The sequence below is a fragment of the Actinoplanes cyaneus genome (assembly GCF_016862095.1).
GTDB lineage: Bacteria > Actinomycetota > Actinomycetes > Mycobacteriales > Micromonosporaceae > Actinoplanes > Actinoplanes cyaneus.
Genome location: NZ_BOMH01000075.1, coordinates 1 through 26,020, shown reverse-complemented (window position 1 = coordinate 26,020; position 26,020 = coordinate 1). Strand labels below are relative to the sequence as shown.

23 protein-coding genes and 1 pseudogene are annotated in these 26,020 nt (G+C 72.5%); 11 read left to right on the top strand and 13 right to left on the bottom strand.

All coding sequences use genetic code 11. The features are described 5' to 3' along the window. From Acy02nite_RS41535 to Acy02nite_RS41505, 8 genes and pseudogenes are all read left to right on the top strand, one after another. The coding region (locus Acy02nite_RS41535) for a hypothetical protein (protein WP_203754401.1) at positions 1 to 255 on the top strand (255 nt) is incomplete at its 5' end. Positions 256 to 320: 65 nt separating this feature from the next. Further along, positions 321 to 1,679: an aminotransferase family protein gene (locus Acy02nite_RS41530; protein WP_203754398.1), complete on the top strand. Its 1,359-nt coding sequence runs from the start codon at positions 321 to 323 to the stop codon at positions 1,677 to 1,679. Further along, positions 1,676 to 3,271: a GMC family oxidoreductase gene (locus Acy02nite_RS41525; protein WP_203754396.1), complete on the top strand. Its 1,596-nt coding sequence runs from the start codon at positions 1,676 to 1,678 to the stop codon at positions 3,269 to 3,271. The genes Acy02nite_RS41530 and Acy02nite_RS41525 overlap by 4 nt, the downstream gene beginning before the upstream one ends. Further along, positions 3,268 to 4,293 (top strand): annotated as a pseudogene (locus Acy02nite_RS47570) (FAD-dependent oxidoreductase); the annotation flags it as partial. The gene Acy02nite_RS41525 and the pseudogene Acy02nite_RS47570, both read left to right, overlap by 4 nt. A gap of 267 nt (positions 4,294 to 4,560) precedes the next feature. Further along, positions 4,561 to 6,015, top strand: coding sequence for an FAD-dependent oxidoreductase (locus Acy02nite_RS47565; RefSeq protein WP_203754411.1), 1,455 nt, complete (start codon positions 4,561 to 4,563; stop codon positions 6,013 to 6,015). After that, positions 6,012 to 7,163 carry an epoxide hydrolase family protein gene (locus Acy02nite_RS41515; RefSeq protein WP_203754393.1) on the top strand — a complete coding sequence of 384 codons (1,152 nt, stop codon included), beginning with the start codon at positions 6,012 to 6,014 and terminating at the stop codon, positions 7,161 to 7,163. The genes Acy02nite_RS47565 and Acy02nite_RS41515 overlap by 4 nt, the downstream gene beginning before the upstream one ends. Positions 7,164 to 7,738: 575 nt before the next feature. Continuing rightward, positions 7,739 to 8,455, top strand: a complete 717-nt coding sequence (locus Acy02nite_RS41510; RefSeq protein WP_425548153.1) for a helix-turn-helix domain-containing protein — start codon at positions 7,739 to 7,741, stop codon at positions 8,453 to 8,455. A 16-nt stretch (positions 8,456 to 8,471) separates the two neighbouring features. Continuing rightward, a complete protein-coding gene (locus Acy02nite_RS41505) occupies positions 8,472 to 9,347 on the top strand; it encodes a transglutaminase-like domain-containing protein (protein WP_203754391.1) in 876 nt (291 codons plus the stop codon). Here the strand turns inward: Acy02nite_RS41505 and Acy02nite_RS41500 are convergent. Genes Acy02nite_RS41500 through Acy02nite_RS41490 form a run of 3 tightly spaced genes read right to left on the bottom strand, consistent with a single transcriptional unit; the run spans position 9,329 to position 12,245 of the window. Next, on the bottom strand, positions 9,329 to 10,033 hold the full coding sequence (locus Acy02nite_RS41500; protein ID WP_425548154.1) for a cyclase family protein: 705 nt from the start codon (positions 10,031 to 10,033) through the stop codon (positions 9,329 to 9,331). The two genes, Acy02nite_RS41505 and Acy02nite_RS41500, sit on opposite strands and share 19 nt — an antisense overlap. Then, complete coding sequence (locus Acy02nite_RS41495) at positions 9,985 to 11,214, bottom strand: argininosuccinate synthase domain-containing protein (RefSeq protein ID WP_203754389.1); 1,230 nt, start codon at positions 11,212 to 11,214, stop codon at positions 9,985 to 9,987. Before Acy02nite_RS41495 ends, Acy02nite_RS41500 begins: the two co-directional genes overlap by 49 nt. Further along, a complete protein-coding gene (locus Acy02nite_RS41490; protein ID WP_203754387.1) occupies positions 11,211 to 12,245 on the bottom strand; it encodes a TauD/TfdA family dioxygenase in 1,035 nt (344 codons plus the stop codon). Before Acy02nite_RS41490 ends, Acy02nite_RS41495 begins: the two co-directional genes overlap by 4 nt. A gap of 179 nt (positions 12,246 to 12,424) precedes the next feature. Here Acy02nite_RS41490 and Acy02nite_RS41485 point away from each other — a divergent pair, with 179 nt between their 5' ends. From Acy02nite_RS41485 to Acy02nite_RS41475, 3 genes are read left to right on the top strand one after another with little or no spacing between them, the layout of a single operon-like run. Further along, positions 12,425 to 13,219, top strand: a complete 795-nt coding sequence (locus Acy02nite_RS41485) for a phytanoyl-CoA dioxygenase family protein (protein ID WP_203754385.1) — start codon at positions 12,425 to 12,427, stop codon at positions 13,217 to 13,219. Beyond that, positions 13,216 to 14,151 carry a 3-oxoacyl-[acyl-carrier-protein] synthase III C-terminal domain-containing protein gene (locus Acy02nite_RS41480; RefSeq protein ID WP_203754384.1) on the top strand — a complete coding sequence of 312 codons (936 nt, stop codon included), beginning with the start codon at positions 13,216 to 13,218 and terminating at the stop codon, positions 14,149 to 14,151. The genes Acy02nite_RS41485 and Acy02nite_RS41480 overlap by 4 nt, the downstream gene beginning before the upstream one ends. Positions 14,152 to 14,166: 15 nt before the next feature. Beyond that, positions 14,167 to 15,555 (top strand): preATP grasp domain-containing protein, encoded by a 1,389-nt coding sequence (locus tag Acy02nite_RS41475; RefSeq protein WP_203754382.1) that lies wholly within the window; start codon positions 14,167 to 14,169, stop codon positions 15,553 to 15,555. Between the two features lie 5 nt (positions 15,556 to 15,560). On the opposite strand, the gene Acy02nite_RS41470 is transcribed toward Acy02nite_RS41475, so the two are convergent. The 10 genes from Acy02nite_RS41470 to Acy02nite_RS41425 all read right to left on the bottom strand — a co-directional run. Then, positions 15,561 to 16,844, bottom strand: coding sequence for a type III PLP-dependent enzyme (locus Acy02nite_RS41470; protein WP_239175734.1), 1,284 nt, complete (start codon positions 16,842 to 16,844; stop codon positions 15,561 to 15,563). 149 nt (positions 16,845 to 16,993) lie between these two features. Further along, positions 16,994 to 17,284, bottom strand: a complete 291-nt coding sequence (locus Acy02nite_RS41465) for an acyl carrier protein (protein ID WP_203754379.1) — start codon at positions 17,282 to 17,284, stop codon at positions 16,994 to 16,996. Positions 17,285 to 17,297: 13 nt separating this feature from the next. Beyond that, on the bottom strand, positions 17,298 to 18,455 hold the full coding sequence (locus Acy02nite_RS41460; RefSeq protein WP_203754376.1) for a DegT/DnrJ/EryC1/StrS family aminotransferase: 1,158 nt from the start codon (positions 18,453 to 18,455) through the stop codon (positions 17,298 to 17,300). Beyond that, entirely contained in the window at positions 18,452 to 19,471 is a 1,020-nt protein-coding gene (locus Acy02nite_RS41455; protein ID WP_203754373.1) for a glycosyltransferase family 4 protein, read from the bottom strand. The genes Acy02nite_RS41460 and Acy02nite_RS41455 overlap by 4 nt, the downstream gene beginning before the upstream one ends. Then, positions 19,468 to 20,379 (bottom strand): YobF C-terminal domain-containing protein, encoded by a 912-nt coding sequence (locus tag Acy02nite_RS41450; RefSeq protein WP_203754370.1) that lies wholly within the window; start codon positions 20,377 to 20,379, stop codon positions 19,468 to 19,470. Before Acy02nite_RS41450 ends, Acy02nite_RS41455 begins: the two co-directional genes overlap by 4 nt. Before the next feature lie 91 nt (positions 20,380 to 20,470). Continuing rightward, positions 20,471 to 21,115: a LuxR C-terminal-related transcriptional regulator gene (locus Acy02nite_RS41445; RefSeq protein WP_203754368.1), complete on the bottom strand. Its 645-nt coding sequence runs from the start codon at positions 21,113 to 21,115 to the stop codon at positions 20,471 to 20,473. 2 nt (positions 21,116 to 21,117) lie between these two features. Next, complete coding sequence (locus tag Acy02nite_RS41440) at positions 21,118 to 21,894, bottom strand: phosphotransferase (protein ID WP_203754366.1); 777 nt, start codon at positions 21,892 to 21,894, stop codon at positions 21,118 to 21,120. Between the two features lie 207 nt (positions 21,895 to 22,101). Next, positions 22,102 to 23,901: an ATP-binding cassette domain-containing protein gene (locus Acy02nite_RS41435; RefSeq protein WP_203754364.1), complete on the bottom strand. Its 1,800-nt coding sequence runs from the start codon at positions 23,899 to 23,901 to the stop codon at positions 22,102 to 22,104. Continuing rightward, complete coding sequence (locus Acy02nite_RS41430; RefSeq protein WP_203754353.1) at positions 23,898 to 25,763, bottom strand: ABC transporter ATP-binding protein; 1,866 nt, start codon at positions 25,761 to 25,763, stop codon at positions 23,898 to 23,900. Before Acy02nite_RS41430 ends, Acy02nite_RS41435 begins: the two co-directional genes overlap by 4 nt. Continuing rightward, a partial coding sequence (locus tag Acy02nite_RS41425) for a hypothetical protein (RefSeq protein ID WP_203754349.1) occupies positions 25,760 to 26,020 on the bottom strand: 261 nt, incomplete at its 5' end. The genes Acy02nite_RS41425 and Acy02nite_RS41430, both read right to left, overlap by 4 nt.

Sequence of the window (26,020 nt, the reverse complement as noted above, 5' to 3'; positions counted from 1 at the left end):
GCCTTCCGGCTGTTCGACAGCGGCGCCCGGTTCGTGCTGAACCGCGCCGCCTGCTCGGTGGAGTACCCGCATCCGCGCAACTTCGAGGCCGGTCTGGAGATGTCGCGGACCAACCACCGGCTGATGCTCCCGAAGTACCGGTCGCCGGTCATTCCGCTGCTGCTGGCGCTGCCGACGATCAACCCGTTCAACATCAACGACGTCATCCTGGCGCTCGATCTGGACACGACGCCCGGACAGCCCGAACTCGCGTGACGACCGCCCGCGGGGCCGCCTGTCCGCGCCGCAACTGGAGCACACATCAGTAAGGGGAGAGTGCTATGTCTGTCGTCAACGATTTGCCGTTCACGGCACGGACCGCGGCCGAGCTGGCCGAGATCGATCGGCGAGTGCTGGTTCACCCGCACAACCACGGCAGCCAGTCGGAGCGCATCACGATCGTGCGCGGACAGGGTTGCACGGTCTGGGACGCGCACGGGGTGGAACTGCTCGACGTCATGGGTGCCGGCAACTGGGTCGCCCAGGTCGGCCACGGCCGGCCCGAGCTGGCCGACGCGGCCGCTCGTCAGATCCGCACCCTGGAGTACTACACCGGGTTCGACATCTTCGCCAACGATCAGTCCATCACGCTCGCGCAGCGGCTGGTCGACCTGGCCCCGGACGGGCTGGACCGGGTGTTCTTCACCAACGGCGGCTCGGAGAGCGTGGAGACGGCCTTCAAGTTCGCCCGGCTCTACCACCACCACCGCGGCGAGCCCGACCGCACCTGGTTCATCTCCCGGAACTTCGCCTACCACGGGTCCACCTTCGCCAGTGGCACCGCCACCGGTTTCCCGGGCATCCACGAGGGCATCGGGCCGGAGTTCCCGAACGTGGCGCGGGTCTCGACGCCGCACCCCTACCGAGCGCCGGACATCAGCCCCGGCCGGGATCTCACCGACTTCCTGATCGAGGAGCTGGCCGCCACCATCGAGCGCATCGGTCCCGGGAACGTGGCGGCGATGATCGGCGAGCCGGTCATGGGCGGCGCGGGCATCCTGGTTCCGCCGGCGGACTACTGGCCCCGGGTGCGGGAGCTGCTGTCCCGGCACGGGATCCTGCTCATCGCCGACGAGGTGGTCACCGGGTACGGCCGGACCGGCGCCTGGTACGACTCGGCCGATCGCGGCATGCAGGCCGACCTGGTCACCGTGGCGAAGGGCCTGACCAGCGGCTATGCCCCGCTCGGAGCGGTGCTCATGAGCGACGCGGTCGCGGGGACGATCACCGGCGGCGACACCTACCTCTTCCACGGCCACACCTATTCCGGGCACGCCACCGCCTGCGCGATCGCGCACGCCAACCTCGACCTCCTCGAGCAGGAGAAGCTGGTGGACCGGGCCCGGACGGTCGGCGAATGGCTGCACGAGACGCTGGCGCCGCTGGCCGGGCTGCCCCTGGTCGGCGAGGTCCGGGTGGCCGGGGCCACCGTCGGCGTGGAGCTGGTCGCCGATCGGGAGACCCGGGAGCCGCTCATGGCCGACTGGGTCACGCGCGCGCTCCGCGAGAAGCACCGGGTGGCGGCCCGCGAATACGGCAACACACTGGTCATGGCCCCGCCGTTGATCATCTCGCGGGCCGAGGTGGAGCGGGCCGCCGAGGCGCTGACCGACGTGCTGCGTGCGGGCGCCGGCTCATGACGGAGTCCTACGACTACGTCATCGTCGGCGCCGGCAGCGCCGGCTGCGTGCTCGCGTCGCGCCTGAGCGAGGACCCCGGCGTGACGGTGTGCCTGCTGGAGGCCGGCCCCGGCGACGACTCGGACAGCATCCGCATCCCGGCGGCCGGCGGCAAGCTGCTGCGCTCGCAGTACGACTGGGACTACAACACCAACGACGAGCCGCATCTCGGCGGCCGCCGGCTCTATCTGCCGCGCGGGCGGGTCATCGGCGGGACCAGCTCGCTGAACGGCATGGTGCACATCCGCGGGAACGCGCTCGACTTCGACGAGTGGGGTCAGCCGGGCTGGACCTACGAGACCATGCTGCCGTACTTCATCGCCTCCGAGGACAACGAGCGCGGCGCCTCCGCGTACCACGGAGCCGGCGGGCCGCTGGCGGTCGCCGAGGGTCGCTCGCGCAATCCGATGGCCGCGGCGTTCGTGCGGGCCGCGGCGGAGGCCGGCTTCCCCGCCAACGAGGACTTCAACGGCTCGAGCCAGGACGGCTTCGGCTTCTACCAGGTCAACCAGCGCAACGGGCGGCGGTTCAGCGCTGCCACGGCCTACCTGCACCCCGCGGCCGGCCGGCCCAACCTGACCGTACGCACCCGCGTTCAGGCGCACCGCGTCCTCGTCGAGCACGGCCGCGCCCGCGGGGTACGGGTGCAGCGCTACGACGAGGTGCTCGACATCCGGGCCCGGCGCGAGGTGGTGGTGGCCGCCGGGGCGTACAACTCCCCGCAGCTGCTGATGCTCTCCGGGATCGGCCCGGCCGACCGGATCGCCGCGCTCGGCCTGCCGGTCGTGGCCGACCTGCCCGAGGTCGGCCGCAATCTGCAGGACCATCCGACCACCTACCTGGTCTACACCCACGACGAGCCGGTCAGCCTGCTGACGGCGGGCGAGGAACGGCACCTCCGGCAGTACGAGGCGGACGGGAGCGGCCCGATGTCGTCGAACGTCCCCGAGGCCGGCGGCTTCGTGCGCACCCGGGCCGGCCTGCCCGCCCCCGACGTGCAGTACCACGTGCTGCCGGTGATGTTCGCCGAGTGCGCCCTCGGCGAGTCGACCGAGCACGCCATCTCGTTCGGCCCGTGCGTGCTGCGTCCGGACAGCCGGGGCGAGGTGACCCTGGCCTCCGGCGACCCCACCGCCAAGCCGCGGATCCGGCACCGCTACTACGAGCAGGAGTCGGATCTGCTGACCATGACGGCCGGTCTGCGGATCGCGATGGAGCTGGCCGGGCAGCCCGCGCTCGCGTCCTACACCACACGGCCGTGGGCGTGCCCGGCCTCCACCCGGGAGGACGACCTGCGGGCGTTCGCGCGGGCGCACACCCAGTCGATCTTCCACCCGTCGGGCACGTGCGCGATCGGCCCTGTGCTCGACCCCGAGCTGCGGGTTCACGGCGTGGACGGGCTACGGGTGGTAGACGCCTCCGTGATGCCACTGGTGCCGCGCGGCAACACCAACGCGCCGACCGTGGCGGTCGCGGAGCGGGCGGCCGACCTGATCCGTGGCCGCACCGGTGCGGCCGACATCCGTACCACCCTGACGGAGGTAGTCCGATGAGCGAGAGCCTCGGCAGCCGGGCGGTCGTGCTCGGCGCCGGAATGGCGGGGCTGGTGACCGCCCGCGTGCTGGCCGACCGGTACGCCCAGGTCGTGATCGTCGAGCGGAACGCGGTCGTGGGCGTGACCGGCGAGCGCCCGGGGGTGCCGCAGGGCCACCACGCGCACGCCCTGCTGGCCCGGGGACACGAGGTGATGGAGCGGCTCTTCCCGGGGATGCAGGCCGACCTGACCGCCGACGGGGTGCTCAGCGGCGACCTGTCGGGCGACCTGCGCTGGTACTTCCGTGGCCGCGCGCTGCAGCAGTCGTACTCGGGACTGATCAGCGTCTCGGCGAACCGGCCGACGCTGGAGGCGTACGTGCGCCGGCGGGTCCTCGCCATGGCCAACGTAATCCTCCGCGAGCGCACCGTCGTGCAGGGCCTGATGACGACGCCCGGCCACGACCGGGTCACCGGCGTGCACGTCGTGGGCGAGCAGGACGGGGCGGCGCCGGAGACGATCGAGGCGGACCTGGTGGTCGACGCGACCGGCCGGGGCAGCCGCGCACCGGCCTGGCTGGAGCGGATGGGCTACCAGCGGCCGGCCGAGGACAAGGTCCGCATCGACCTGGCGTACGTGTCGCAGTACTTCCGCCTGAAGACCGATCCGTTCGGCTCCGACCTGGCCATCAACTCGGTGCCGCACCCGGGCAACCTGCGTGGCGCGTTCTTCGGCCGGTTCCCTGACCACGTGGCCCTGCTGTCCCTGACCGGCATCCTCGGCGACCACCCGCCGCGGGATCGCGACGGGTTCCTGGAGTTCGCCCGCACGCTCGACGCACCGGAGATCCACGAGGCGGTCCGCGTGGCGGAGCCGCTGACGGACACCGCGATGTTCCGCGTGCCGGCCAGCGTGCGGCGGCGGTACGAGAAGCTGAACCGGTTCCCCGACGGCCTGCTGGTCATCGGCGACGGGATCTGCGCGTTCAACCCGGTCTACGGCCAGGGGATGACGGTGGCCGCGCTGGAAGCCGCCGCGCTGGCCGAGCATCTGGGCGGTGGTCCGGTGCGGCCGCGCGAGTTCTTCCAGACCGTACGGCGCATCGTCGACATCCCCTGGGAGACCTCCGTCGGCGGCGACCTGGCCCTGCCGGGCGTCCAGGGACGGCGGAGCGCCAAGGACCGGATGGGCGGCGCCTACATCGCCCGGCTGCACACGGCGGCCCAGCGCGACGGCAGGTTCACCAGCGCGTTCTTCCGGGTCGCGGGCCTCGTCGACCCGCCTGCCGCGCTGATGAAGCCGGGCCTGATGGTGCGCGCCCTGCGCACCGCCCGCCAGGTCGACGCCGAGGCGGTGCCGGCCGGCTCGCCCGAGGTGAGGGTCGGGCAACGCGCCGTCGTGGTGGGCGGCAGCGTGGCCGGCACCCTGGCGGCGCGCGTGCTCTCCGACCACTACCGCGAGGTGATCGTCGTCGACCGCGACCAGGTCCTCGGCGTCGACGTCCCGCGGCGGGGCACCCCGCACACCGCGCACGCGCACGGGCTGCACGGCCGCGGCTATCTCATCCTGACCGAGCTGTTCCCCGGGCTGCGCTCGGACCTGCAGAAGAAAGGCGTCCCGGTCGGCGACCTCGGCGAGATGCGGTGGTACTTCGACGCCCGGCGCGCACAGCCGGCCCGGACCGGTCTGCTGTCGGTCACCGCGCCACGGCCCGTGCTCGAGGACTATCTGCGTTCCCGGGTCGCCGCGCTGCCCAACGTGACCTATCGCCAGGGCACCGAGCTGACCGGCCTGCGGGCCACCGCCGACAACCGGCGCATCACCGCGGTGGCACTGCGCGACGTGGGCACCGGCGCCGAGAGCGTGCTCGACGCCGACCTGGTCGTCGACGTCACCGGGCGTGGCTCGCGCCTGCCGGTGTGGCTGGAGCAGCTCGGCTACCGGCGCCCGGTGGAGGAGCGCATGAAGATCGGCCTCGCCTACACCACCCGGCTCTACCGCAAGCGGCCCGAGATGTTCGGCGGTACGCAGTCCATCAACCCGGTGGCGTCGCCGGCGCACCCGCGTGGCGCGTTCTTCGGCCAGGTCGGTGAGGACGAGTGCATCGTGTCGCTGACCGGGATCCTCGGCGACCACCCGCCGTCCGACCCGGAGGGCTTCCTGGACTTCGCCCGTTCCCTGCCGGTGCCCGACGTCTACGAGGGACTGCGCGACGCCGAGCCGCTGACCGACCCGGTGACGTTCACGTTCCCAGCCAGCATGCGCCGCCGGTACGAGAGGCTGTCCCGCTTCCCCGAGCGGCTGCTCGTGCTCGGCGACGCGGTCTGCAGCTTCAACCCGGTCTACGGCCAGGGCATGACGGTCGCCGCCATCGAGGCCATGACGCTGCGCAAGTGGTTGCTGCGGGGCGAGCCGCCCTCGCCGCGCGGGTTCCTGCGCGACATCGGTCGCGTCGTGGACGTGCCGTGGCAGATCTCGACCAGCGGCGATCTCGACTTCCCGGGAGTGCCGGGCAAGCGGTCGGCGATGGTGCGCATCGGCAACGCGTACATGGCCCGGCTCCAGTACGCGGCGACCAAGGACCCGGCCGTCACCTCGACCTTCATGCGGGTGGCCGGTCTGATCGACCCGCCGTCCGCGCTGATGCGTCCCGGCCTGATCCGGCGGGTGCTCCGGCTGTCACGGGACCGCACGGCCGCGCCGGCGACCGGGTCCACCTCCTCATCCGACCGAGTCGACCAGGTAGAGAGGGCCACATCATGACGCCGTTCCGGATCGAGATCCCGCAGGCCGGCCTCGACGAGCTGCACCGGAGGCTGGCCGCCGTCCGCTGGCCGGCGCCGCTGGCCGACGACGACTGGAGCCGCGGGGTGCCGGTGTGGTACCTGCGCGAGCTCGCCGAGTACTGGCGGACCGGGTACGACTGGCGGGCCGCCGAGGCCGAACTGAACCGGTATCCCCAGTTCCGGACCGAGATCGACGGCGCGACCGTGCACTTCCTGCACGTGCGGTCCCCCGAGCCGGACGCGACGCCGATGCTGCTCACGCACGGCTGGCCGGGGTCGGTGGCCGAGTTCCTCGACGTGATCGGCCCGCTGACCGATCCGGCCGCGCACGGCGGCGACCGGGCCGACGCGTTCCATCTGGTCATTCCCAGTCCGCCCGGGTTCGGCTTCTCCGGGCCGGCCGGGCCGGGGTGGCATCCGGGCACCATCGCGCCGCTCTGGGCCGAGCTGATGAACCGGCTCGGCTACGACCGGTACCTGGTTCAGGGCGGCGACGCCGGTGCGGTCATCTCCCAGCAGGTGGCCGCCATCGCTCCGGACCACGTCATCGGGTTGCACGTCAACATGCTGCTCACCTATCCCTCGGGCGATCCGGCCGAGCTGGCCGGGCTCAGCGAGGCGGACCAGGCGCGTCTGGCGCTGATGGGCCGGTTCGACGCGGAGCTGTCGGCCTACATGAGACTGCAGTCGACCCGGCCGCAGACCTTGGCGTACGCGCTGACCGACTCGCCGGTCGGCCAGCTGGCCTGGATCGTGGAACGGTTCCGGGAGTGGACCGACGCGGCGAAGGTGCCCGAGGACGCGGTGTCCCGGGATCGTCTGCTGACCATCGTCTCCATCTACTGGTTCACCGCCACCGCCGGCAGTTCGGCCGCCCTCTACTACGAGGGCGCGGAGGGGATGCGCGCGATGGCGTCGGGCTGGCGTCCCGAGCCGGTGCGGGTCCCGGCCGGGGTCACGGTGTACCCGCACGATCCGTTCCAGCCGTTGCGCGGGCTGGCGCACCACTACCTGGCCGACATCGTGCGGTGGAGCGAACCGGATCGGGGTGGCCACTTCGCCGCGCTCGAGGAGCCGGACATCTTCACCTCCGACGTGCGGAGCTTCGCCCGCCTGGTGCGGTGACGTAGCGAAAGGACGGGCGGCCCGGTCGGGCCGCCCGTCCTTTGCTGTCCGTAGTTACGGAACCGAAACCGCCAGCCAGAATGGGCGACATCGCCCCGGCTACGGCAACCAGGGAATGGCGGAAATGATTACGGAGCGCAGTCGGAACGACGGCGGCCAGGCGTACGGGAATACCTTTGACAGCCGGGAGCCGATACAACCGCTCTCTATACCTGAACTCTCCAGTAGCGACATACCGTCTTCGTGTTTGCGCAGGTCAGGACGTTAGATACTCCAGGATTGCGCACTGCGATCATCCGGTGGCAGTGAGCGTTGCGGAATATCCGGGTCCTCCGATACATTTGTTCGAGATGTGACCGGGTTGCTAAATGCAGCATTCCGGCATTGGTCGAAATGTCTTTAAAAGGCGCGATTAAATCATTGTGGTGGCTCGCAGAATTGCATCGTCCAGTTAGTTCTGAAACGGAGACGAACTAGTGGATCACACAGTCGGGCCCGCCGTCGAGCGAGTCATCGAGGCCATGCACGACAACATCAGCGATCCATTCACGGTGGACGACATGGCTCGCACCGCGATGTTCAGCAAGTTCCACTTCACGCGGATCTTCCAGCGGGTGACCGGCCTGTCTCCGGGCCGATTCCTGTCCGCGCTGCGGATCCAGCGAGCCAAGCATCTGCTGGCCGAGACGTCGCTCAACGTCGCCGACATCAGCGCTCTGGTCGGTTACAACAGCGTGGGAACGTTCAGCACCCGATTCGCCCGGAGCATCGGGCATTCCCCCACCGCCTACCGCCGGCTCGTCGGAACACCTCGCGATCACGGTATGGGCGCGGAGGCGTTCGACGCGGGGTCCGCCGTGATTCGCGGAAACGTTCGCGCCCATCCCGGCATCGCCGAGCAACCGATGTTCGTCGGCCTGTTCGCCGACCGCATCCGAGCCGGCCGGCCGGTACGTTGTGCGATCCTGGCGCGGCCGGGGCCGTTCCGCTTCGAGAGGGTGCCGCGCGGCACCTGGTACCTGGTGGCCCAGACCATCGGGGCGGGCGCGGGCCGGCCGGGCCGCCCGGACATGTTCCCGGGGCTGCCGCCGGTCGACGCCCGCGGACCGGTCACCATCCACCGGGACACCGCCGAGGAGGTCGTCGACCTGCGGCCCGCGCCGAGGCCGTACGGCGATCCGGCGGTCCTGCTGGCCCTGCTGGACGCGCCGGAGCTGGTGCAGCGGGTGGCGCCGGTGGGCGCCGGCCGGCGATCCGTCGACGCGGTCGGGACCGGCCCGCTGGCCGCCTGACCGGTACGATCCGTCCATGAAGGACATCGATCTCTATCGAGAGCACGGCGCGGTCACCGACCCGGGAGCGCAGCGGGCGCTGCTGGACGAACTGAGCGGGCTGGGCGGCGATCCGCGCCGGCTGGCCGCGCTGATCGGTGGCGTCATGGTGCACCGCGACCACACCCAGCACTTCGGGTTCACGCTGCCGGACGAGCGGCGGGACGAGGCCAACACGCGGCACGTCGAGGCCATCCTCGCGCTGCTGGGCGGCTGGGAGTCGCGCCCACCGGCCGACCGTTTCGCCGGCACCTGCCGGGACTTCGCCGTCCTGCTGTGCGCGATGCTCCGGCACGCGGGCACGCCGGCACGCGCCCGGGCGGGCTTCGCCGGCTACTTCGTCGACGGCTTCTTCGACGACCACTGGGTGGTGGAGGTGTGGGACGACGCCCGCGGGTGGTACCTCGTCGACGCTCAGGTCGGCAGTGCTCCGCCGGGGACGTACGCCCGCGGGATCGACGCCTTCGACGTGCCTCGCGACGCCTTCCTGGTCGGCGGCGAGGCGTGGCGGCAATGGCGGTCGGGCCGCCGGAGCCCGGAGACGGTCGGCGTGCTGGCCGCCGGGCTGACCGGCCTGTGGGAGGTGCAGGGCAACGTGATCCGCGACCTCGCCAGCCTCGACCGGGTCGAGACGCTTCCCTGGGACGGCTGGGGCCTCATCCCGATCCGCTACGACGCACTGAAGCCCGCGGACCTCGAACTGCTGGACGAGGCCGCGGGCGTCAGCGCGGAAGGCGGGCCGGTGGAGCGGGTGCGGGAGATGTACCGGCGCGACTCACGGCTGGCGGCGCCGGCCGAGCTTGCCGGGGGCCCGGGCGGCCGGCGGCAGGCGGATCAGCCCACGACGGCGTAGGCCCGCACCGGGAAGGTGCCCATGCCGGCAACCGGAACCGGCGCGGCGTGCAGCACGAACCCGTCCGGCGGCAGCGCGTCGAGCCCGCACAGGTGCTCCACGATCGGGATGCCGGCGGCCAGCAGCGCGCTGTGCGCCGGCCGGGTCAGGTCGGCCATGTCGTCGATGTTCACCGAGTCGATCCCGACCACTGACGGCCGCTGGGCGACCAGCCACTGCACCGCGTCGGCGGTGAGGAACGGGTGGTCCGGCGCGCCGTAGTGGTCAGTGCCCCAGTGCCGGTCCCACCCGGTGCGCACCAGCACCGCCCGATCGGTCACCGGCCGCGCCCCGAAGGCCTCCCGGGTGATCGCGCGGCCGGCCGCTGTCGCGTCCACCAGCACACCGTCGCGGGCGACGACCCGGGACAGGTCGACGCCGGCCAGGTCGGCGCCGTCCGGATAGCGGTGGAACGGCGCGTCCAGGTAGGTCCCGGTGTTGGCGACCAGGGTGATCACGCCGATCTGGAACTCGATGCCGGGGGCGTACCGTTCCCGCGAGGCGTCGCGGGACAGGTGGTCGGCGATCGCCGGGCCGGGCAGGCCGGGATAGGTGGTCATGCCCTCACGGACGACGTGGGACAGATCGATGATGCGGCTCAACGCGCGCTCCTTGTCCGGTCGGCGAGGCCGGCCAGCTGATGCCAGGCCCCATAGCCGTAATCGTTCATCCAATCGTGGAAATCCTCGCCGAGCCGGGCGTAGTAGAGCCCGTTGGCGCTGCGTACGGCCAGGACGGTCACGGTGCCGTAGTGCAGTCTCAGCCGGACCGAGCCGGTGACCGGCCGGTCCAGATCCGCCAGGCAGCGCGCCAGGCAGGCGCCCAGATGCCCGAACCAGCCGCCGTGAACGGCCGTGGTCGTCCACTCGGTGGCCAGGCTGGCGCGGACGGCGTGCTCGCGCGGGCCGAGGACCGCATTGGCCAGCGCCCGGTGCCCGGCGGTGATGACAGCGGCGGCCGGCGACTCGCGCACCTCGTGGTTCTTCACCCCGAAGGGCGTGTCCTCCAGGCCGGAGAACCGGCCGACACCGTGCCGGCCGGCGAGCAGGTTCAGCGCCGGCACCAGATCGGCCAGGACGGTGGGCCGCTCGTCGAGCGTGACCGGCAGGCCCCCGTCGAATCCGATCGTCAGCTCAACCGGCTCGGCCGGGCAGCCGGCCAGGTCGCTGGTCCGGGTGAACACCGACTCGGCCAGCCGGTTCTCGGGATTCTCCAGGGTGCCGTTCTCGATGACCCGGGCCCACGGGTTCTCGTCGACGCTGTGCACCGAGCCCGGCAGGTCGATCCCGGCCTCACGCAGGGCCGCCTGCTTGTCCGCCCGCGACACGTTGCTGCCGAGGAACGGCGCCACGACGTCGAGTTCCGGGTCGAGCGCGGCCACCGAGCGGCCGATCCGGGCCGCGGTGTTCTGCATGTAGGTCGCGGTGTGGCCGACCGCGTCGGCGCCCAGCTCCCAGGCCAGGGAGACGGCGGCGCGCGCCATCAACGGCCGGGTCAGCGTCGAGCCGACCGGGAACTGGTTCTGGTAGTACGCGTCGGCGTGGATGGCCGGCGGAAGGAACTCGGTGTAGAACGCCTCGGTGCCGTCGAGCTCGCGGTAGCCGGCACCGAAGAGGGCGGCGACGGCGGCGGGTCCGCGGGCATCCCCGGGCCCGTCGGACCCGCCTGCCTCGCCGATGCGCACGTTGAGCGCGGTCACCCGCACGTCCGCCCTCCTGAGCAGGGACAACAGATAGCTGCTGTCCAGCCCGCCCGAGTAGAGCAGGACGAGGTGCCGGGGTGGCCGGTCGGTCAGCTCGCCGAGAGTGGTGAGGATGCGACCGGTCATGCGGCAGCCGCCGAGGCGAGGGCCGGGGCGCTGCCGGCGTCGGCCAGATCGTGCAGGGGCAGGCAGACCCGCGAGCCGGTCGGCCGGGCGCCTCGGGAGCGGCGCAGGTCGGCCACGGTGAAGCAGCGGCGCAGCCACCGGTCCGTCCCGTCGTGCCGCGCGGTGAACGCGGTGCGGCCGTGCACGGCGGCGCGATTGTCCACGATGATCATCGTGCCGGGGAGCAGCACGGTGCCGACCAGCGCGTCCTCGATCGCGGCCCGCAGCTCGGCCAGCGCCTCGGCCGCCGCCGCCGTCAGCGGCCGCATGGCGTGGAAGTCGGCGGTCAGCTCCGGGTCGCCGGCCGGCCCGGTCAGGACGGCCAGCGGTGCCGACCAGCGGGCCGGTTGGGTCGCGGAGAAGGAACTGCTGTGCCGGATGCGGAAGTCGGGCCGGCGGAGCCGCTGCACACACTCGGCGGAGAGCCGGGGCAGCACCTGCCGGACGGCCCCGGTCACGGTACGGCCCTCCGCCGCCGGATCGGAACGCAGGCACAGCAGCGTCAGGTGGTCGGGCTTGTAGGGGTGGAAGCCGTTCTCGGTGTGCAACTCGAGCCAGACGGTCCCGGAGTTCTCCTGCCTCGTCTCGGCCCCGGCCACCGGGACGACGTCCTGCACGAGCCGGCCCTGCTTCTCGTCGGCGTAGCCGATGACGTCGCCCAGCTCGGCACAGATCGCGAGCTGGACCATGGTGGCGACCGGCAGGGCCGACCAGTCGTCCAGGTCGCCGCCGGCCGGGGTGGGCGGCAGCACCGCGTCGGTCGGCACCCCCTCCACCACCAGGGTGCCCAGCGGGTTTCCGGCGACCCGGAACGACCCCAGTGCCTCGATCAGCCGGTCGGGGAGCGCGCGGGCCGCGCCCCGGGCCGCGGCGAGCACCGCCTCGCGGTCCAGCGGCTGTCCGGTCACCTTGCCCGCGGCGCCGGCGCACGCCTCACGCAGGCTTTCGGTCTGCTCCGTGGTCAGCCTGACGCTGACGTCCGCCAGTTCCATCGTCTCCTCTTCCCGTTTGTCCTACATGTGCCGCTAGGGCGCGTTTCGCAACATGACCAAGGACATCGATTTAAAGGGCTACGGTGAGAGGTCGTACGGTGCCTTCGCTCGACCTGGCCGGGTGGGTATCGCCGAAGGAGGAGGCGACCGGGCGCCCGGCCGCTGTCCACAATCGGGCCATGACGCTTGACGACAAGATGGTTGCCGCGTACCGGCGAGACGGGTTCCTCATGCTGCCCCCGGGCACCCTGCCGGACGGCGTGCTCGACGACATCCGCAACGCCGTTCCCCGGGTCATGGATCAGGAGGGTCCCCACCGGATCCTGGAGCGCGACGGCACGACCGTGCGCTCGGTCTACGGCCCGCATCAGACGGATCCGGTGCTCTCCAAGGTGGTTCGCCTGCCGGTGCTCGTCGAGGCGGCGAAACAGCTGATCGGCGACGACGTCTACGTGCACCAATCCAAGATCAACGTGAAGGCCTCCTTCACCGGCGACCAGTGGGAGTGGCACCAGGACTACATCAACTGGCTGCGGGCCGACGCCATCCAGCGGCCGGATCTGGTGAACGTGGCGGTGTTCCTCGACGAGGTGAACGAGTTCAACGGGCCGCTGACGTTCATCCCCGGCTCGCACCGCAACGGCCTGCTGGCCGGCACCGACAGCGACGGCATGCCGGTCGGATACGAGGACGCCCCGTCCTGGGTGTCGACGCTGACCGCGAACGAGAAGTTCCAGCTCGACCACGCGGTGATCGAGTCGGAGGCCCGCCGCGGTGGCCTGGTCAGCGCCAAGGGGCCGGCCGGCTCGGTGCTGATGTTCCACGCCAACGTCCTGCACGCCTCGGGTCCCAACCTGTCACCGTTCCGCCGCGCGGTGCTCCTGCTGGTCTACAACGGCGTCGGCAACGCCCCGCTGGAGGTGGCCAACCCGCGGCCGGCGTTCCTGGCCGAGCGTGAGATCGCCGCGCTGTGACGTCGATCGAGGCCGTTGCCGCCTACCACCCGCCGGTACGCACCCCGGTCGGTGACTGCCTGCGGGAATACGGGCTCCGCGAGGCACAGATCAGCGTCTACGAACGCTTCTACGGCTTCCGGTACGTCCGGCTCGACCCCGGCGGCAGCCTCACCGAGCAACTCGTCGCCGCCATGAGCGCCCTGCCCGAGCTGCGCGGCCGGGAGGACCGGATCCGGTACGTGATGCACGCGCGGAGCATGCCGGTGGTCGCTCCCTATCCGGTCAACCCGCTGCTGGAGGCATGCCGCAAGGTCGGGCTGGAACACGCAGAGATCTTCAGCGTGTCCCAGCACGCCTGCGCGTCGGCGCTGCTGGCCGTCCACCTCGCCGGGACGATGCTGGCCACGACCGGTGATCCCGACGCCCGGGCGCTGGTCGTCGGCGCCGACAAGGCGTTCACAGCGTCGGCGCAGGCCGTGGTCGCGGCCGGCGTGATGGGCGAGAGCGCGTCAGCGGTGCTGGTCCGGGCCGGCGGTGACCGGGATCGCGTGCTGGGCTACGCGACCCGGACCCACGGCCGCTATTACCAGGGCCCCTGGATGCCGGACGAGCTGGGCGTCGAGTTCCAGGATCACTACCCGGACGCGCTGGCCGAGGTGATCGAGGCGGCCGTCCGCTCGGCCGGCCTGGGAATCGACGACATCGCGCTGATCCTGCCGCACAACGTCAACCGGATGTCGTGGATGCGGGTGCTGCGGCTGCTCGGCATCCGCGGGGCCGACCGGCTGTACCTGGTGAACCAGGCGGACATCGGGCACTGCTTCTGCTCCGACTCGTTCCTCAACCACGAGACCGCGCGGCTGACAAGCCGGTTGCGCCGCGGCGACCACTACGTCATGACGGCGGTGGGGCTGGGCGCGACGTTCTCCGCCATGGTCCTCGAACACTGATCCCGGGAGTCATCGATGCTGACACACGCGTTGCGCACGACACTGACCGGCCGCCCGGACGCTCCGCTGGTGCTGCTGGGCAACTTCGAGGTGGAGGAGCAGTGGGCCACCGGTGAGCAGGGTCTGCCGACCGTGTCGATGCCCGCGAGCAAGGCCATCGTCCACCGGATGGACGAGTTCGCCCTGCTGCTGGCCGGGCCGGGCGACTCGGTCGTGCTCAAGACGGCGCCGGATCCCGGCTATCTGGCCTACCTGCGCGAGCTCGGCCTCGCGAGTGCGACGGTGCTGACCCCGGCAGGCCAGGAACCGCACCGGACCGTCACCGGGGATGCGCTGGCCGACCCGTCGCTCGGCGCCGAGCTGGCCCGGGCGGCCGCGGCCGGGGCCTGGCTGTGGCCGCACGGCGTGTCGGCGATGGAGGAGCGGCTGGCCGCCGTCGCCGGCATCCCGCTGGCCGGGCCGCCCGAGCGCGTCTGCAAGGCGGTCAACAGCAAGATCTACAGCCGGCTGGTGGCCGACGACACCGGCGTGCCGCAGCCGGCCGGCCTGGTGTGCCGGGACATCGACGAATGGGACGCGGCGTGCGAGCTGGCCACCACCTGGCTCGCGGACGGGCGGCCGGTCGTCGTCAAGGACGCGTTCGGGGTCTCCGGAAAGGGCATCCTCGTCGTCCGGGCGCCCGACCGGCTGGCCTCGCTGCGGCGGCTGATCGCGCGGCGGGCGGACCGGTCCGGCCGGCGCGAGCTGTCGCTCGTGGTCGAGGAGTGGCTGCCGAAGCAGACCGACCTCAACTACCAGTTCACCGTCGGCCGGGACGGCAGCGTCCACTGGGACTTCGTCCGCGAGGCGCTGACCTCGAACGGAGTGCACAAGGGACACCGCATGCCGGCCGGGCTGACGCAGGCCCAGGTCGGCGAGCTGATGGCCACGGCGACCGCCCTGGGCTCACGCCTGGGCCGGGACGGCTTCTACGGTGTGGTCGGCGTCGACGCGCTCACGTGCGTGGACGGGCGGCTGTACCCGATGATCGAGATCAACGCGCGGAACAACATGTCGACCTACCAGGAGCGCCTGCGGGTCACCCTGGTGCCGGCCGGACACACCGCGCTGGCCACCCAGTACCCGTTGCGGCTGGCCGAGCCGGTGACGTTCGACCGGCTGCGCGAGCTGCTGGACGGACTCCTGCTCGCCCCCGGCGGCGCCCGCGGTGCGGTGATCAACAACTTCGCGACGGTCAACGCCGGCGCCTCGACCCGCCGCGGCGAGCTCTTCGACGGCCGCCTCTACGCGGTGGTGGTCGCCGAGACCACCGAGCGGATCGCCGAGCTCGACCGGGCCATCGGGGAACGTCTGGGGACCTGGGACGGCCGTGCCGCCCAGGTCCCGGCGACCAGCGCCCGCTGAGTCGATCAGCCGGCGACCGGCGCGACCACGGGCGCCAGCCGTTGCGAGTCGAGCAGGTCCTCGGGCCGCTCCCGCTCGCGGACCAGATAGGGCTGTCCCTCGTGAACGAGCACCTCGGCCGGATAGCCGTGGCTGAGGAACCGCACCGGTGACGCGGTCGGCCCGTACGCACCCGAGCGCAGGACGCCGACCAGGTCGCCGCTGCGCAGCTCGGGCAGCGGCACGTTCTTGCCCAGCAGGTCGTTCGGCGTGCACAGCGGGCCGGCGAGCTGCCACGGCTGATGGTCGCCGGCGTCCGGCCCGAGCTTGCGGATGGGGAAGTTCCGCTTCACGTAGGAGCCGATGCCCACCGCCGCCATGTGGTGGTGGGTACCTCCATCGAGCACCGCGAACCGCGCTCCCATCGAGGTCTTGGTGTAGAGGACCCGGCTGACGTAGATGCCGGCGTCGGCGCTGAGATACCGGCCGAGCTCCATGATCAGGCGGGTGGCCGGGTGGTCGGCGCGGAAGGCGGCGAGCACCGGGTTGAGACCGGCCGCCAGCGTGTCGACGTCGAGGTCGCGCTCGCCGTCGAAGTAGGCGACCCCGAGCCCGCCCCCGACGTCGACCAGCTCGAGCGGGAAGCCGAGCCGGGCGGCGAGGCGGACGGCCAGGTCCAGGATGCGGGTGGTGTTCTCCACCACGAGCGCCTCGTCGAGGATCCTGGTGCCGAGATAGACGTGCACGCCGCGGATCCGCAGGCCGGGGTGGTCCCGGAGCAGGCCCGGCCGGTCCATCAGCTCCATCTCGTCGATGCCGAACTGCCGCGGCCGGCCGCCCATGGTGAGCCGGGCGCCCTTGACCGTGAAGGCCGGGTTCACCCGCAGCACCACCGGCGCCACGGTTCCCCGGCTCCGCGCCAGCTCGTCCAGCAGGCGCATCTCGGCCAGCGACTCGACCACGACGGCGCCGACTCCCTCGTCGAGGCACATGCGGTGCTCGGCGGCGCCCTTGCCGGGGCCGAGGAACAGGATGCGGTCGGCCGGGATGCCCGCCCGGCGGGCCGTCATCAGCTCGGTGACCGAGGACACCTCGGCCCCGGCTCCGAGCGATCCGAGGACGGCGCAGACGGACACGTTCGGGTTGGCCTTGAGCGAGTACAACAGCTCGAGGCCGGGGTTCAGGGCGGCTCGCAGCCGCCGATAGGTGGCGGTGAGCACGGCGGAGTCGTAGACGTAGAGCGGCGTTCCGAAGCGGTCGGCCAGATCGATGAACGGCACGCCCTGCACGTCGTCGAGGGTCTGCATCATGGTCCGATTCAATCGAGTTCTCCCGGCCCGGGGCAGATCGTTACGGCCGACCGACTCGCCGCCCGTTAGGGCATACCCGGGGCGGCCCGCACACGCGGAACTGCCGGCCGTCGCGGGGCGGACGGCCGGCAGCAGGCCGGGGCGGCAGCTCAGGAAACGGGGCGGCGGTGGTCCTTCCGCGCGGCCTGCGGCCCCGTCGCGGCGACGGCCGTCAGATAGTCGGTCAGCGAGCCGATCGTCTCCAGATGCCGCCACTCGACCTGATCGACGTGCAGGCCGAGGCCGAGCTCGTCCTCCAGCTCCATGATCAGGGCGAGCGCGTTGCCGGAGGCCAGGCCGAGGTCGAGGAAGAGCCGGGTCTGCGGGCGCATCCCGCCCGGGTCCTGGCCGGTCATGGCGGCGAGCAAGCGGATGAGCGTAGCGGTGATCGAGTCGGTCATGCGTCGTCTCCTCCTAGGATCGGGTCAGCGCCTCGACGAGGGACCGGGCGACGTAGGCCGCGTCCGCTTCGTCCATCCTGGCGTGCAGGGGCAGCGACATCAGGCGACCGGCCACGGCCTCGGTCACCGGGAGCGGGCGGGTCGCCGGGTACCGGCTGCGGTAATGCGAGAACTGGTGGGTCGGCGGGTAGTGCACCGAGGTCTGTACGCCGGCCGCGGCCAGCGCCTTGCGGATCCGGGCCCGGTCGGCGCCGGGTGGCAGCACCACCGGGCAGAGGTGGAGCGCGCTGTCGCCGTCACGGCCGGCGAAGGGCAACCCGAGACCGGCCACCCCGGTCAGCAGCTCGCGATAGCGGCCGACCAGCTCACGGCGGCGAGCCCGCTCCCCGGTGAGCTTGTCCAGCTGCACCAGCCCGATGGCCGAGGAGAGCTCCGTGGGCCGGTAGTTCAGGCCGAGGCCGGTGACGTCGTAATCGGTGTCGTCCGAGCGCATCCGATCCCAGGTGGAACGGGTCAAGCAGTGCGAGCGCATCGCGCGTACCCGGGCGAGCACTTCCGGATCGCGCGCCACCACCATGCCGCCCTCACCGGTGGTGATGTTCTTGGTGGCGAAGAAGCTGAAGCAGCCGACGTCGCCCACCGTGCCCAGAACGCCGTCGGCGCTGTGCACCACCGGCGCGTGCGCGGCGTCCTCGATGAGAAGGAGTCCGTGCCGGTCGGCCAGCGCGCGCAGGGCCGCCAGGTCGGCGGGGTAGCCGCCGTAGTGCATCGCCACGATCGCCCGGGTCCGCGCCGTGACGAGCTTCGCCACGCCGGCCGGATCGACGGTCAGATCCTGGTCGGAGCGGACGTCGGCGAAGACCGGCGTCGCGCCGTGCAGGGCCACCACGGCCGCGGCCGCCACGAAGCTCAGCGACGGCATCACGACCTCGTCGCCCGCGCCGATACCGAGCGCCCGGGTGGCCAGGTGCAGCGCGGCCGTGCCGCTGCTGACGGCCACCGCGTCCGCGGCGCTCAGCCGCTCGGCGAAGGCCATCTCGAACCGGCGGGTACGCGGACCGGCCGACAGCCAGCGGGACCGCAGCACCTCGACGGCCGCGGCCTCCTCGCGCTCGTCCAAGGTCGTGTCGGCCAGGGTGACCCGCCAGGACGGCTCGGACGCCGCGCTCACGACCGCACCCCCGTCGCCTCGCGGTAGGCCCTGGTGCAGGACTCGGCCACCCGATCCCAGCCGAACTCCCGGGCGGCCCGCCGTCGTCCGGCGCGACCCATCCCGGTCCGGCGCGCGTCGTCGAGCAGCAGCCCGGTCAGCGCCTCCGCCACCGGCCCCGGCCGCGGCGTGACGACGAGGCCGTCCACGCCGTGCCGGACCACCCGGTCGGCGCCGGGGAAGTCGCCGGTCACCACCGGCCGGCCGCACGACCAGGCCTCGGCGAACACGAGCGGGAACACGTCGGCAGTGGAGGGCAGGCAGAGCACGTCGCAGGCGGCGAGCGCGTCGTGCTTGGTCTGCTCGCCGACAGTGCCGAGGTCGACGATCCGCGGGTCGGCGTGGTCGCGGAAGTACTGGGCGGCCTCCGGCTCGCTGTCCGGGCCGGCGAACATCAGGGTGGCTCGCGGGATCCGGGACCAGATCAGCGGGGCGGCGCTCAGCAGCGTGCGATAGCCCTTGCTGACCATCCGCCGGCCGAGGAACAGCACGATCGGGCCGTCCACCCCGAAGTCGCGGCGGAACCGGGCCGGGTCGGCCGCGGCGGTGAGGTCGGGCGCCGAGGGCAACGGGCGGATCCGGGACGCCGGGACGCCCAGCCGGCGCAGGTCGTCGGCCTCGGCGTCGGTCAGGGCGAACACCGCGTCGGCGGCCCGGCAGACGGCGCTCCCCCGCTCCCGGTCCGGCCACACCTCGACCGTCGAGCAGGGCGTGACCACGAACCCCGCCCCGTACCGCTCGGCGATCCCGCCCGCCTCCACCACGGTGTCCGGCCGGGCCAGGTCGAAGGCGTGCACCACGTCCGGCCGGAAGCCGGGAGCCGTGGCCGGCCACGCCTCCGCCGACGGATGCGGGGAACGGGTGAGGACGGCGACCCGGTGGCCGCGGTCCCGCAGGGCGGTGGTCGTCCGGCGGGCCATCCGCTCCGCGCCCGCCGTCTCGTTGCCGTAGCCCTCGAAGGCCACCAGGACGTTCATCGGGCCGCGGCCGTCAGCAACTCGGCGTGCAGCTCCCCGAAGGTGGGACCGAGCTTGCTCAGGTGCTCGGCGGCGGTCGCGTAGTCCTGGGCGACCAGGAAGTACTCGCTGGAGCCGATGATCCGGGCCTGGCGCTGGAGAACCCGGGCGAGGTCGTGGCAGCCGATCGAGTCGAGGTGGACGGCGGCTTCGAGCCGGCGCCGGACGCCGGCGCAGACCATGAAGTCGGTCATGTGGAAGTACTGCGGGGTGGTGAGGCCGTTGGCCACGAGGTCCGTGGTGGCGGCGGCGGCCGCGGCGGCCGCGGCGGGGTCGCCGAGGAATCGGGCCGCGAGGGGGAGCATCTCGCGCAGCGCGGTGCTGACCGGGGTCTCGCGGACCCGGCGGAAGTTGCTCCGGACGTTGTACGGCTCGACCCGGAAGGACAGCGTGGAGGTGTCCCACGCGACGAGGAGCTTCTTGAGCGGCACCAGCGTGTAGGGGTGGGCGCGCGGGTCGTGGAGCAGCACCATGTCGTCGTCGTCGAGGCCGAGGACGACGAGGTAGTGGTCGACGTTCATGGGCTGGCCGAGACCGGGGTGGTAGGGCAGCAGGCCCATCTCGAAGGGGCCGGCCAGGACCGGCGCGTCCTCGGTGGCCTCGCGCATCCGGGACACGGCGTGGTCGAGGTCGCCACTGTGCTGGTCGCACGCCCAGCCGAGGAGGTCGAGGGCGGTACGCATGCCCACCTCCGGGTTCCAGCCGTTGGCCGGGGCGAAGTACGGCCACATGCCGTCGTGGACCGTCATGCCGAACGGTGAGCAGCTGAGCACTTCGAGGGTGCCCGCACCGGGGCCCGCGAAGCCGAGCGCCATCTGGAGGGAATCGCTGTAACAGCCGTGCGTTTCGCCGAAGTAGGGGGCAGGCATGACGGCTCTCCTGTCGTCGAGGGGTGCGGGATCGATTGTCGAAGGGGTCCGCCGCGCCGGGAAGCTGGCCGTGCGGGGGGTGCCCGTACGGTCAGTGCTCGACGAGCCCGGCCTTGATGGCGTTGATGGCGGCGGTGGTGCGGTTGGGCGAGTTGAGCTTGAGCATGATGCTGGCCACCAGCCGCTTGGCGCCGTGACTCGAGATGGCCAGGCGCCGGGCGATCTGTTTGTTGCTCATGCCCTTCACCAGCAGGGTCAGCGCTTCGGTCTCCCGGCTGGTCAGGTGGGTCGGGCGGCCGCGCACCGGGTGGTGCGGCGCGTCGGCCCGGGCGAGCAGCGCACGCGCCAGGCCGGACGGCATCGGGAAGCCGCCGTCGCAGCAGCGCTGCAGGGCGTCGAGCAGGGTGGCCGCGCTCAGGCCGTCCTGGGCGAGGAAGCCGTCCACGGCGAGCGCCGCGTAGACCGACAGGTCCCGCGCGGCCGCGGCGTCGACGAGCACCAGCACCCGGGTGCGCCCGGCCACGAACTGCGCGTCCACCGCCTCCAGCCACCCGGCGTCGGCCGCGGCCACGATCAGGACGTCGTGCCGGCCCGTTGCGCGAGCGTGGGACGCGGCCACCTCGTCGGCGTACGGATGCACGGTGCCGATGGCGTCCGCCGACTCCAGCACCGCCACCAGGCCCCGGCACAGGACCTCGTTACGGCAAAGGACTCCTACGTTCAGTTGCTCCGGCATGGCTAGCCCCTCTCTGCGTTGGTGCGGTAGAGCTCCACGAGCCGACGGCGGGCGTAGACCGGGTCGGCCGCCCAGCAGTAGGCCACCTCCCAGGCCAGTCCGGCGGCGTGCCGTGCGGCGACCGGAACGGCACCGGGTGGCGCGGCCTCCGACGGGACGAAAGCGAGGTCGAACCACGGGACGTCCACCCGCGCCTCGTCCCAGTCGAGCAGGGTCACCCGGTCGCCGTCGACGAGGACGTTGGCCGCGCTGACGTCGCCGTGCACGACGCCGGCGGACCCGGCCCGGACGGCGGCCCAGGCGTTGCGGACAGCCCGTGCGACCCGGGGCGGAAGGAGGTCCAGCCGTACGTCGCCGGCCCGATCCGCGGTGGCCAGGTCGGTGCTGGCCGCCGCGCCGGGGCGTTGCGGCCAGCCGGCGGTCGCGGCATGCACGATGCTCAGCTGCTCGACGACCGGCCGCCACTCGCGCGGGTCGCGCGGATGGTGGCCGCCCGCGTAATCGGTCACCATGATGCCGTCGACGTGCCGCCGGCCGTCCACGGCGGGCAGTACGCGGGGCACGCCGACGCCCTGCCCCGCCAGGAAGTCCAGCAGGTCGAGCTCCCAGTCGAGCGACTCGGCCGGACGGGACGACCGCCGGACCACCACGCGGCGCCCACCGAGCCACCCGGACATGACCGGATTGGTGTGGCCACCCGGCAGGGCCCGCTCGAAGGTGATGCCGGGCCAGGCGTCCCGTGCGAGCGCGCCCGCGAGGACGGCCGATGTCTCACCCATTGGCGTACCCCTTCGCGGTGACGGTCGGGCTCCTCCATATGGTCAGGTCCGGGCGGATCGGATCGCATCTTCGCTCGTGCGGCCGGGGCCGCCCCTGGTGAGCTGCGCACTTCTGGAGTGGTCGGCCGGGCGGGCGGGCAACGCAAGCAGCCGGCCGGTGACGCGGACTGCGCGTCACCGGCCGGCCACAGGGGCGGGAACGACGGTCTACCGATAGGCGTCGGCCTGCAGCGCGAACAGGTCGGCGTACTGCCCGCCGGCCCGGACCAGGTCGGCGTGACTGCCTACCTCGGCGACGCGCCCGTCGCGGACCACGACGATCCGGTCGGCCATCCGCACGGTGGAGAACCGGTGCGAGATGAGCAGGGTGATGCCGCCGGTGTGCCGGGCGACCCGGCGCGCCTCGTCGGCGAAGCGCTCGAACAGGGCGTGCTCGGCCTGCGCGTCCAGCGCGGCGGTGGGCTCGTCCAGGACGAGCAGCAGCGGTGCCGGCCGCATCAGGGCACGGCCCAGCGCCAGCTTCTGCCACTGCCCGCCGGACAGCTCGGCGCCGTCGGCGTGGCTGCGGCCCAGCGGGGTGGCCAGCCCGTCACGAACCTCCGCCTCGAAGCCGTTCCCACCGGCCCGCGCCAGGGCGGCCCGGACGGCTTCCTCGTCGTCCAGCCGCGGGAGGTCGCCCACCCCGACCGCCTGCTGGACGGAGAGCTCGAAGCGGACGAAGTCCTGGAAACCGGCGGCGACCCGGGTACGCCACTGCGGCGCGGGCAGCCTGTCCAGGCCGACCCCGTCGACCAGCACCCGCCCGCCGGTCGGCCGGTAGAGACCGCACAGCAGCTTCACGAGGGTGGTCTTGCCCGCGCCGTTCTCGCCGACCACCGCGACCACGGACCCGGCCGGCAGGTCGAGGCTGAAGTCGCTCAGCGCGGGCGTGCCGCTGCCCGGGTAGTGGAAGTCGACGTGATCCAGCACGATCCCCTCGCGCAGTCGTTCGGGAAGGGCGGCGGGCCGGGCCGGCCGTTGCGCCGCACCGGCCGGCGCGTCGTCGGCGGCGGCTCGCACCGTCTCCATGCGACGGTACGCGGCGGCCATCCTCTGCAGGTGCTGCAGCAACGACACGGCCGTGGTGACCTGCTGGTTCACCTGAGCGGCCAGGGTCAGCGTGAGGATCAGGGCGCCGGCACCGTGCCCGCCCCCCGACGCGGCCCGCAGGACCAGCAGGACACCGATCACGTAGACGGCGGCGAAGACCAGCTGCCCGGCCGTACGGATGGCCGACGCCCGCACCTGCGCCCGGGCCAGGTCGCCGCTCGCCCGCGCCCACAGCTCGGCATGCTGGCGGCGCATCCGCTTCTGGAGCCGGAACACTCGCAGCTCCCCGGCGAAACGGGAGGCGGTGGAGAGCCGGAACAGGTTCTGCGCCAACCGGGTCGGTTTGGCGGCCGTCGTCCGGGCGGCGTCCACGTGCCGCTCCGCGAGCCGCCCGGCGTAGAGGGGGGCGAGCGCCGCCACCGGCAGCAGGAGCAGCAGCGGATTCAGCCGGGCGAGCAGTACGGCGGTGACCGCCATGGCCAGCGCCAGGCCCATCCCGTTGAGCAGCGCCTCCAGCCCCTGCCGGTAACGCTTGCTCTCGTGCTGCAGCACGGTCAGCGAGTCGGCCGGGCCGGCCTGCTCGTGGTGGGCGATGCCGGGCGTGCCGTTGGACAACGCGATGAGCTGGCGGTCGAAGTCGATCTCGGCCAGGTCGGACAGCTCGAAGTAGAGCACGTGGGCGAAGTGCCCGAAGGTGAGCGACACGACGGCCAGGGCCGCCACGGCGACGCCGCTGACCACCGCCACGCGGACCCGGTCGTTCACCACCGCCTCGGTCATCACCCCGAGGGCGGCGGCCAGCAACGGCGTGGCGACCGCGCCGAGGATCATCAGCACGACGGACGCCGTGGTACGGCGCCGGTCCATCCGCCACGCCGTTCCCAGCAGCTTGCGGCACCCGGTGAGTACGTCCCTCATCTCGCCACCTCGTCGGTGAACCGGTCCGCCTGCAGGTGGAACAGCCGGGCGTACTCGCCGTCGCGGGCCATCAGCTCGTCGTGGCTGCCCTGCTCGGCGACCCGGCCGCCGGCCAGCACGACGATGTGGTCGGCCCGGCGTACGGTGGAGAACCGGTGCGAGATCAGCAGCGTGGTGGCGCCCCGCATCAGCTCCGCGAACTCGTCGAAGAACCGTGCTTCGGCGCGGACGTCCAGGCTCGCCGTCGGCTCGTCCAGGACCACGATCGGGGTGCCGTGGCGCAGGGCGAACAGCGCCCGGGCCAGCGCGACGCGTTGCCACTGCCCGCCGGACAGCTCGGTTCCGCCGGGCACGTCCTTGGTCAGCGGGGTGTCCAAGCCGTCCGGCAGTCGCTCGAGCTCGGTCGCGATGCCGGCCGCTGCCGCCGCCGCCCGGATGCCGTCCCGGTCGTCGATGGCGTCCGGCGCGCCGTACCCGATGTTGGCCGCGGCCGACAGGTCGAAGTGGGCGAAGTCCTGGAAGATGACGGCGAGGTTGCGGCGCCACGACGCGACCGGATGACGGCGGATGTCCGCACCGTCGGCCCGGATCGTTCCCGAGGAGGGTTCGTAGAGCCGGGTCAGCAGCTTGACGAGCGTGGTCTTGCCCGCGCCGTTGAGCCCCACGATCGCGGTGCAGCGGCGGGCCGGGATCGTCAGGTCCAGGTCGTCGAGGACCGGGCGGTCACCGGCCGGATAGGTGAACGACACGTGGTCGAAGTGGATGGCCGAGGACGGGGCCGGAGCGGCCTCGGTGCCGGTGCCGGTGTCGGTGTCGGTGTCGTCGGCGTCGGCGTCGGCCGGATAGGTGTCGATGCGGCGTACGACCCGCCGGACCGCTTGGAGGCACTCCCCGCCGAGAGCGATCTGCAGGTCGGCCTCGGGGTAGTACGCCGCCAGCCGGAGCGCGCTGAGCGCCGCCTGTATCGCCAGCGCAAAGGCGGTGACGGTGATGCCGCCCGCCGCGGACGCGCCGACCGCGGCGAACACGGCGCCGGTGACGAGCAGGCCGCCGGCCGCGTACCAGAGGAACGGTCGCAGGTAGAGCCGCCGGCGGGCCACCCACAGCGGAGCCAGCCAGGAACGGTACGCGCGCTCCAGGGCATCGGCGATCCAGCCGGCCAGCCCGAAGATCCGGATCTCCTTGCCCGCCGGCGGCTGGATGCCGAGCTCCCGCAGGTAGTGGATGCGGCGCTCGGGTCCGTTGAGGGCGAACCGCAGCTTGGAGAACCGGCTCAGGGCGTTGTGCTGGCCATGCCGGAACAGCAGCACGATGATCACCAGGGCGACGGCCGCCCACCAGGCGAACGCCACCGCCACCACCAGCGCGTACCCGATCAGCTGCAGGTATCGCGCGGTCAGCGCGAGCATTCCGGCGCAGGCCTGGCCCGGGCTCATGAAGCCGTACTTCAGATCGTCGGCGGCCGTCCGCAGGTCCCGCAGGACCTCCTGGTCCTCCAGCGGCGTGATGCCGCGCGGCCGCAGCGACGCGGCCATCAGCTCGTCGAACATCTCCCCGTCGACCCGCCGGGCCAGCAGGTCGCCGAGCAGGCCCTGCACCGGCGCGAGCACCAGCTGCGCGGCGAACGCCGCCGAGGCCAGGCCGAACAACACCAGCGTGCCGTGCCAAGCGGGCGATCCGGGACCCGCCGCCACCGCGTCCGCCACCCGGCCGATCAGCGCGCTGGTCGCGACGACGAACGCGATGGGCAGCAGGCCCAGCGCCACGTTGGCCGCGACGAGGCCGGACACCAGGACAGGGCCGCCGCGCGGGAGGATCGTGAAGACCGCCCACCGGGTGCCCGTGCCGCGCGGGCCGGTCATGACGGCGATCCGGGGCGGCGGCCGCGGGTCGGTTGCAGGCCGAGCACGTCGATGGCGTCGTTGAGGTTGAACGGGTTGATCGTCGGCATCGCCATCAGCAGCGGGATCACCGGCGACCGGTACTTCGCGATCATCAGCCGGTGGTTGTCGCGGGCGAGCTCGACACCGTTCCCGGCGTCTCGCGGATGCGGAGCCTTGACCGAGGTGGCGGCGCGGTTGACCACGAACCGGGCACCGGCTTTGAAGAGCCGGAAGGC

What these genes read in the sequence shown, in the direction of transcription:
- Acy02nite_RS41495 (WP_203754389.1), bottom strand. Translation starts at nt 11,214, where the DNA reads ATGACCGGTCGCATCCTCACCACTCTCGGCGAGCTGACCGACCGGCCA.
- Acy02nite_RS41450 (WP_203754370.1), bottom strand. Translation starts at nt 20,379, where the DNA reads ATGCCTGCCCCCTACTTCGGCGAAACGCACGGCTGTTACAGCGATTCC.
- Acy02nite_RS41470 (WP_239175734.1), bottom strand. Translation starts at nt 16,844, where the DNA reads ATGATGCAGACCCTCGACGACGTGCAGGGCGTGCCGTTCATCGATCTG.
- Acy02nite_RS41440 (WP_203754366.1), bottom strand. Translation starts at nt 21,894, where the DNA reads ATGGGTGAGACATCGGCCGTCCTCGCGGGCGCGCTCGCACGGGACGCC.
- Acy02nite_RS41465 (WP_203754379.1), bottom strand. Translation starts at nt 17,284, where the DNA reads ATGACCGACTCGATCACCGCTACGCTCATCCGCTTGCTCGCCGCCATG.
- Acy02nite_RS41445 (WP_203754368.1), bottom strand. Translation starts at nt 21,115, where the DNA reads ATGCCGGAGCAACTGAACGTAGGAGTCCTTTGCCGTAACGAGGTCCTG.
- Acy02nite_RS41485 (WP_203754385.1), top strand. Translation starts at nt 12,425, where the DNA reads ATGACGCTTGACGACAAGATGGTTGCCGCGTACCGGCGAGACGGGTTC.
- Acy02nite_RS41525 (WP_203754396.1), top strand. Translation starts at nt 1,676, where the DNA reads ATGACGGAGTCCTACGACTACGTCATCGTCGGCGCCGGCAGCGCCGGC.
- Acy02nite_RS41475 (WP_203754382.1), top strand. Translation starts at nt 14,167, where the DNA reads ATGCTGACACACGCGTTGCGCACGACACTGACCGGCCGCCCGGACGCT.
- Acy02nite_RS41505 (WP_203754391.1), top strand. Translation starts at nt 8,472, where the DNA reads ATGAAGGACATCGATCTCTATCGAGAGCACGGCGCGGTCACCGACCCG.
- Acy02nite_RS41510 (WP_425548153.1), top strand. Translation starts at nt 7,739, where the DNA reads ATGTTCAGCAAGTTCCACTTCACGCGGATCTTCCAGCGGGTGACCGGC.
- Acy02nite_RS47565 (WP_203754411.1), top strand. Translation starts at nt 4,561, where the DNA reads ATGGTGCGCGCCCTGCGCACCGCCCGCCAGGTCGACGCCGAGGCGGTG.
- Acy02nite_RS41455 (WP_203754373.1), bottom strand. Translation starts at nt 19,471, where the DNA reads ATGAACGTCCTGGTGGCCTTCGAGGGCTACGGCAACGAGACGGCGGGC.
- Acy02nite_RS41435 (WP_203754364.1), bottom strand. Translation starts at nt 23,901, where the DNA reads ATGAGGGACGTACTCACCGGGTGCCGCAAGCTGCTGGGAACGGCGTGG.
- Acy02nite_RS41530 (WP_203754398.1), top strand. Translation starts at nt 321, where the DNA reads ATGTCTGTCGTCAACGATTTGCCGTTCACGGCACGGACCGCGGCCGAG.
- Acy02nite_RS41490 (WP_203754387.1), bottom strand. Translation starts at nt 12,245, where the DNA reads ATGGAACTGGCGGACGTCAGCGTCAGGCTGACCACGGAGCAGACCGAA.
- Acy02nite_RS41430 (WP_203754353.1), bottom strand. Translation starts at nt 25,763, where the DNA reads ATGACCGGCCCGCGCGGCACGGGCACCCGGTGGGCGGTCTTCACGATC.
- Acy02nite_RS41515 (WP_203754393.1), top strand. Translation starts at nt 6,012, where the DNA reads ATGACGCCGTTCCGGATCGAGATCCCGCAGGCCGGCCTCGACGAGCTG.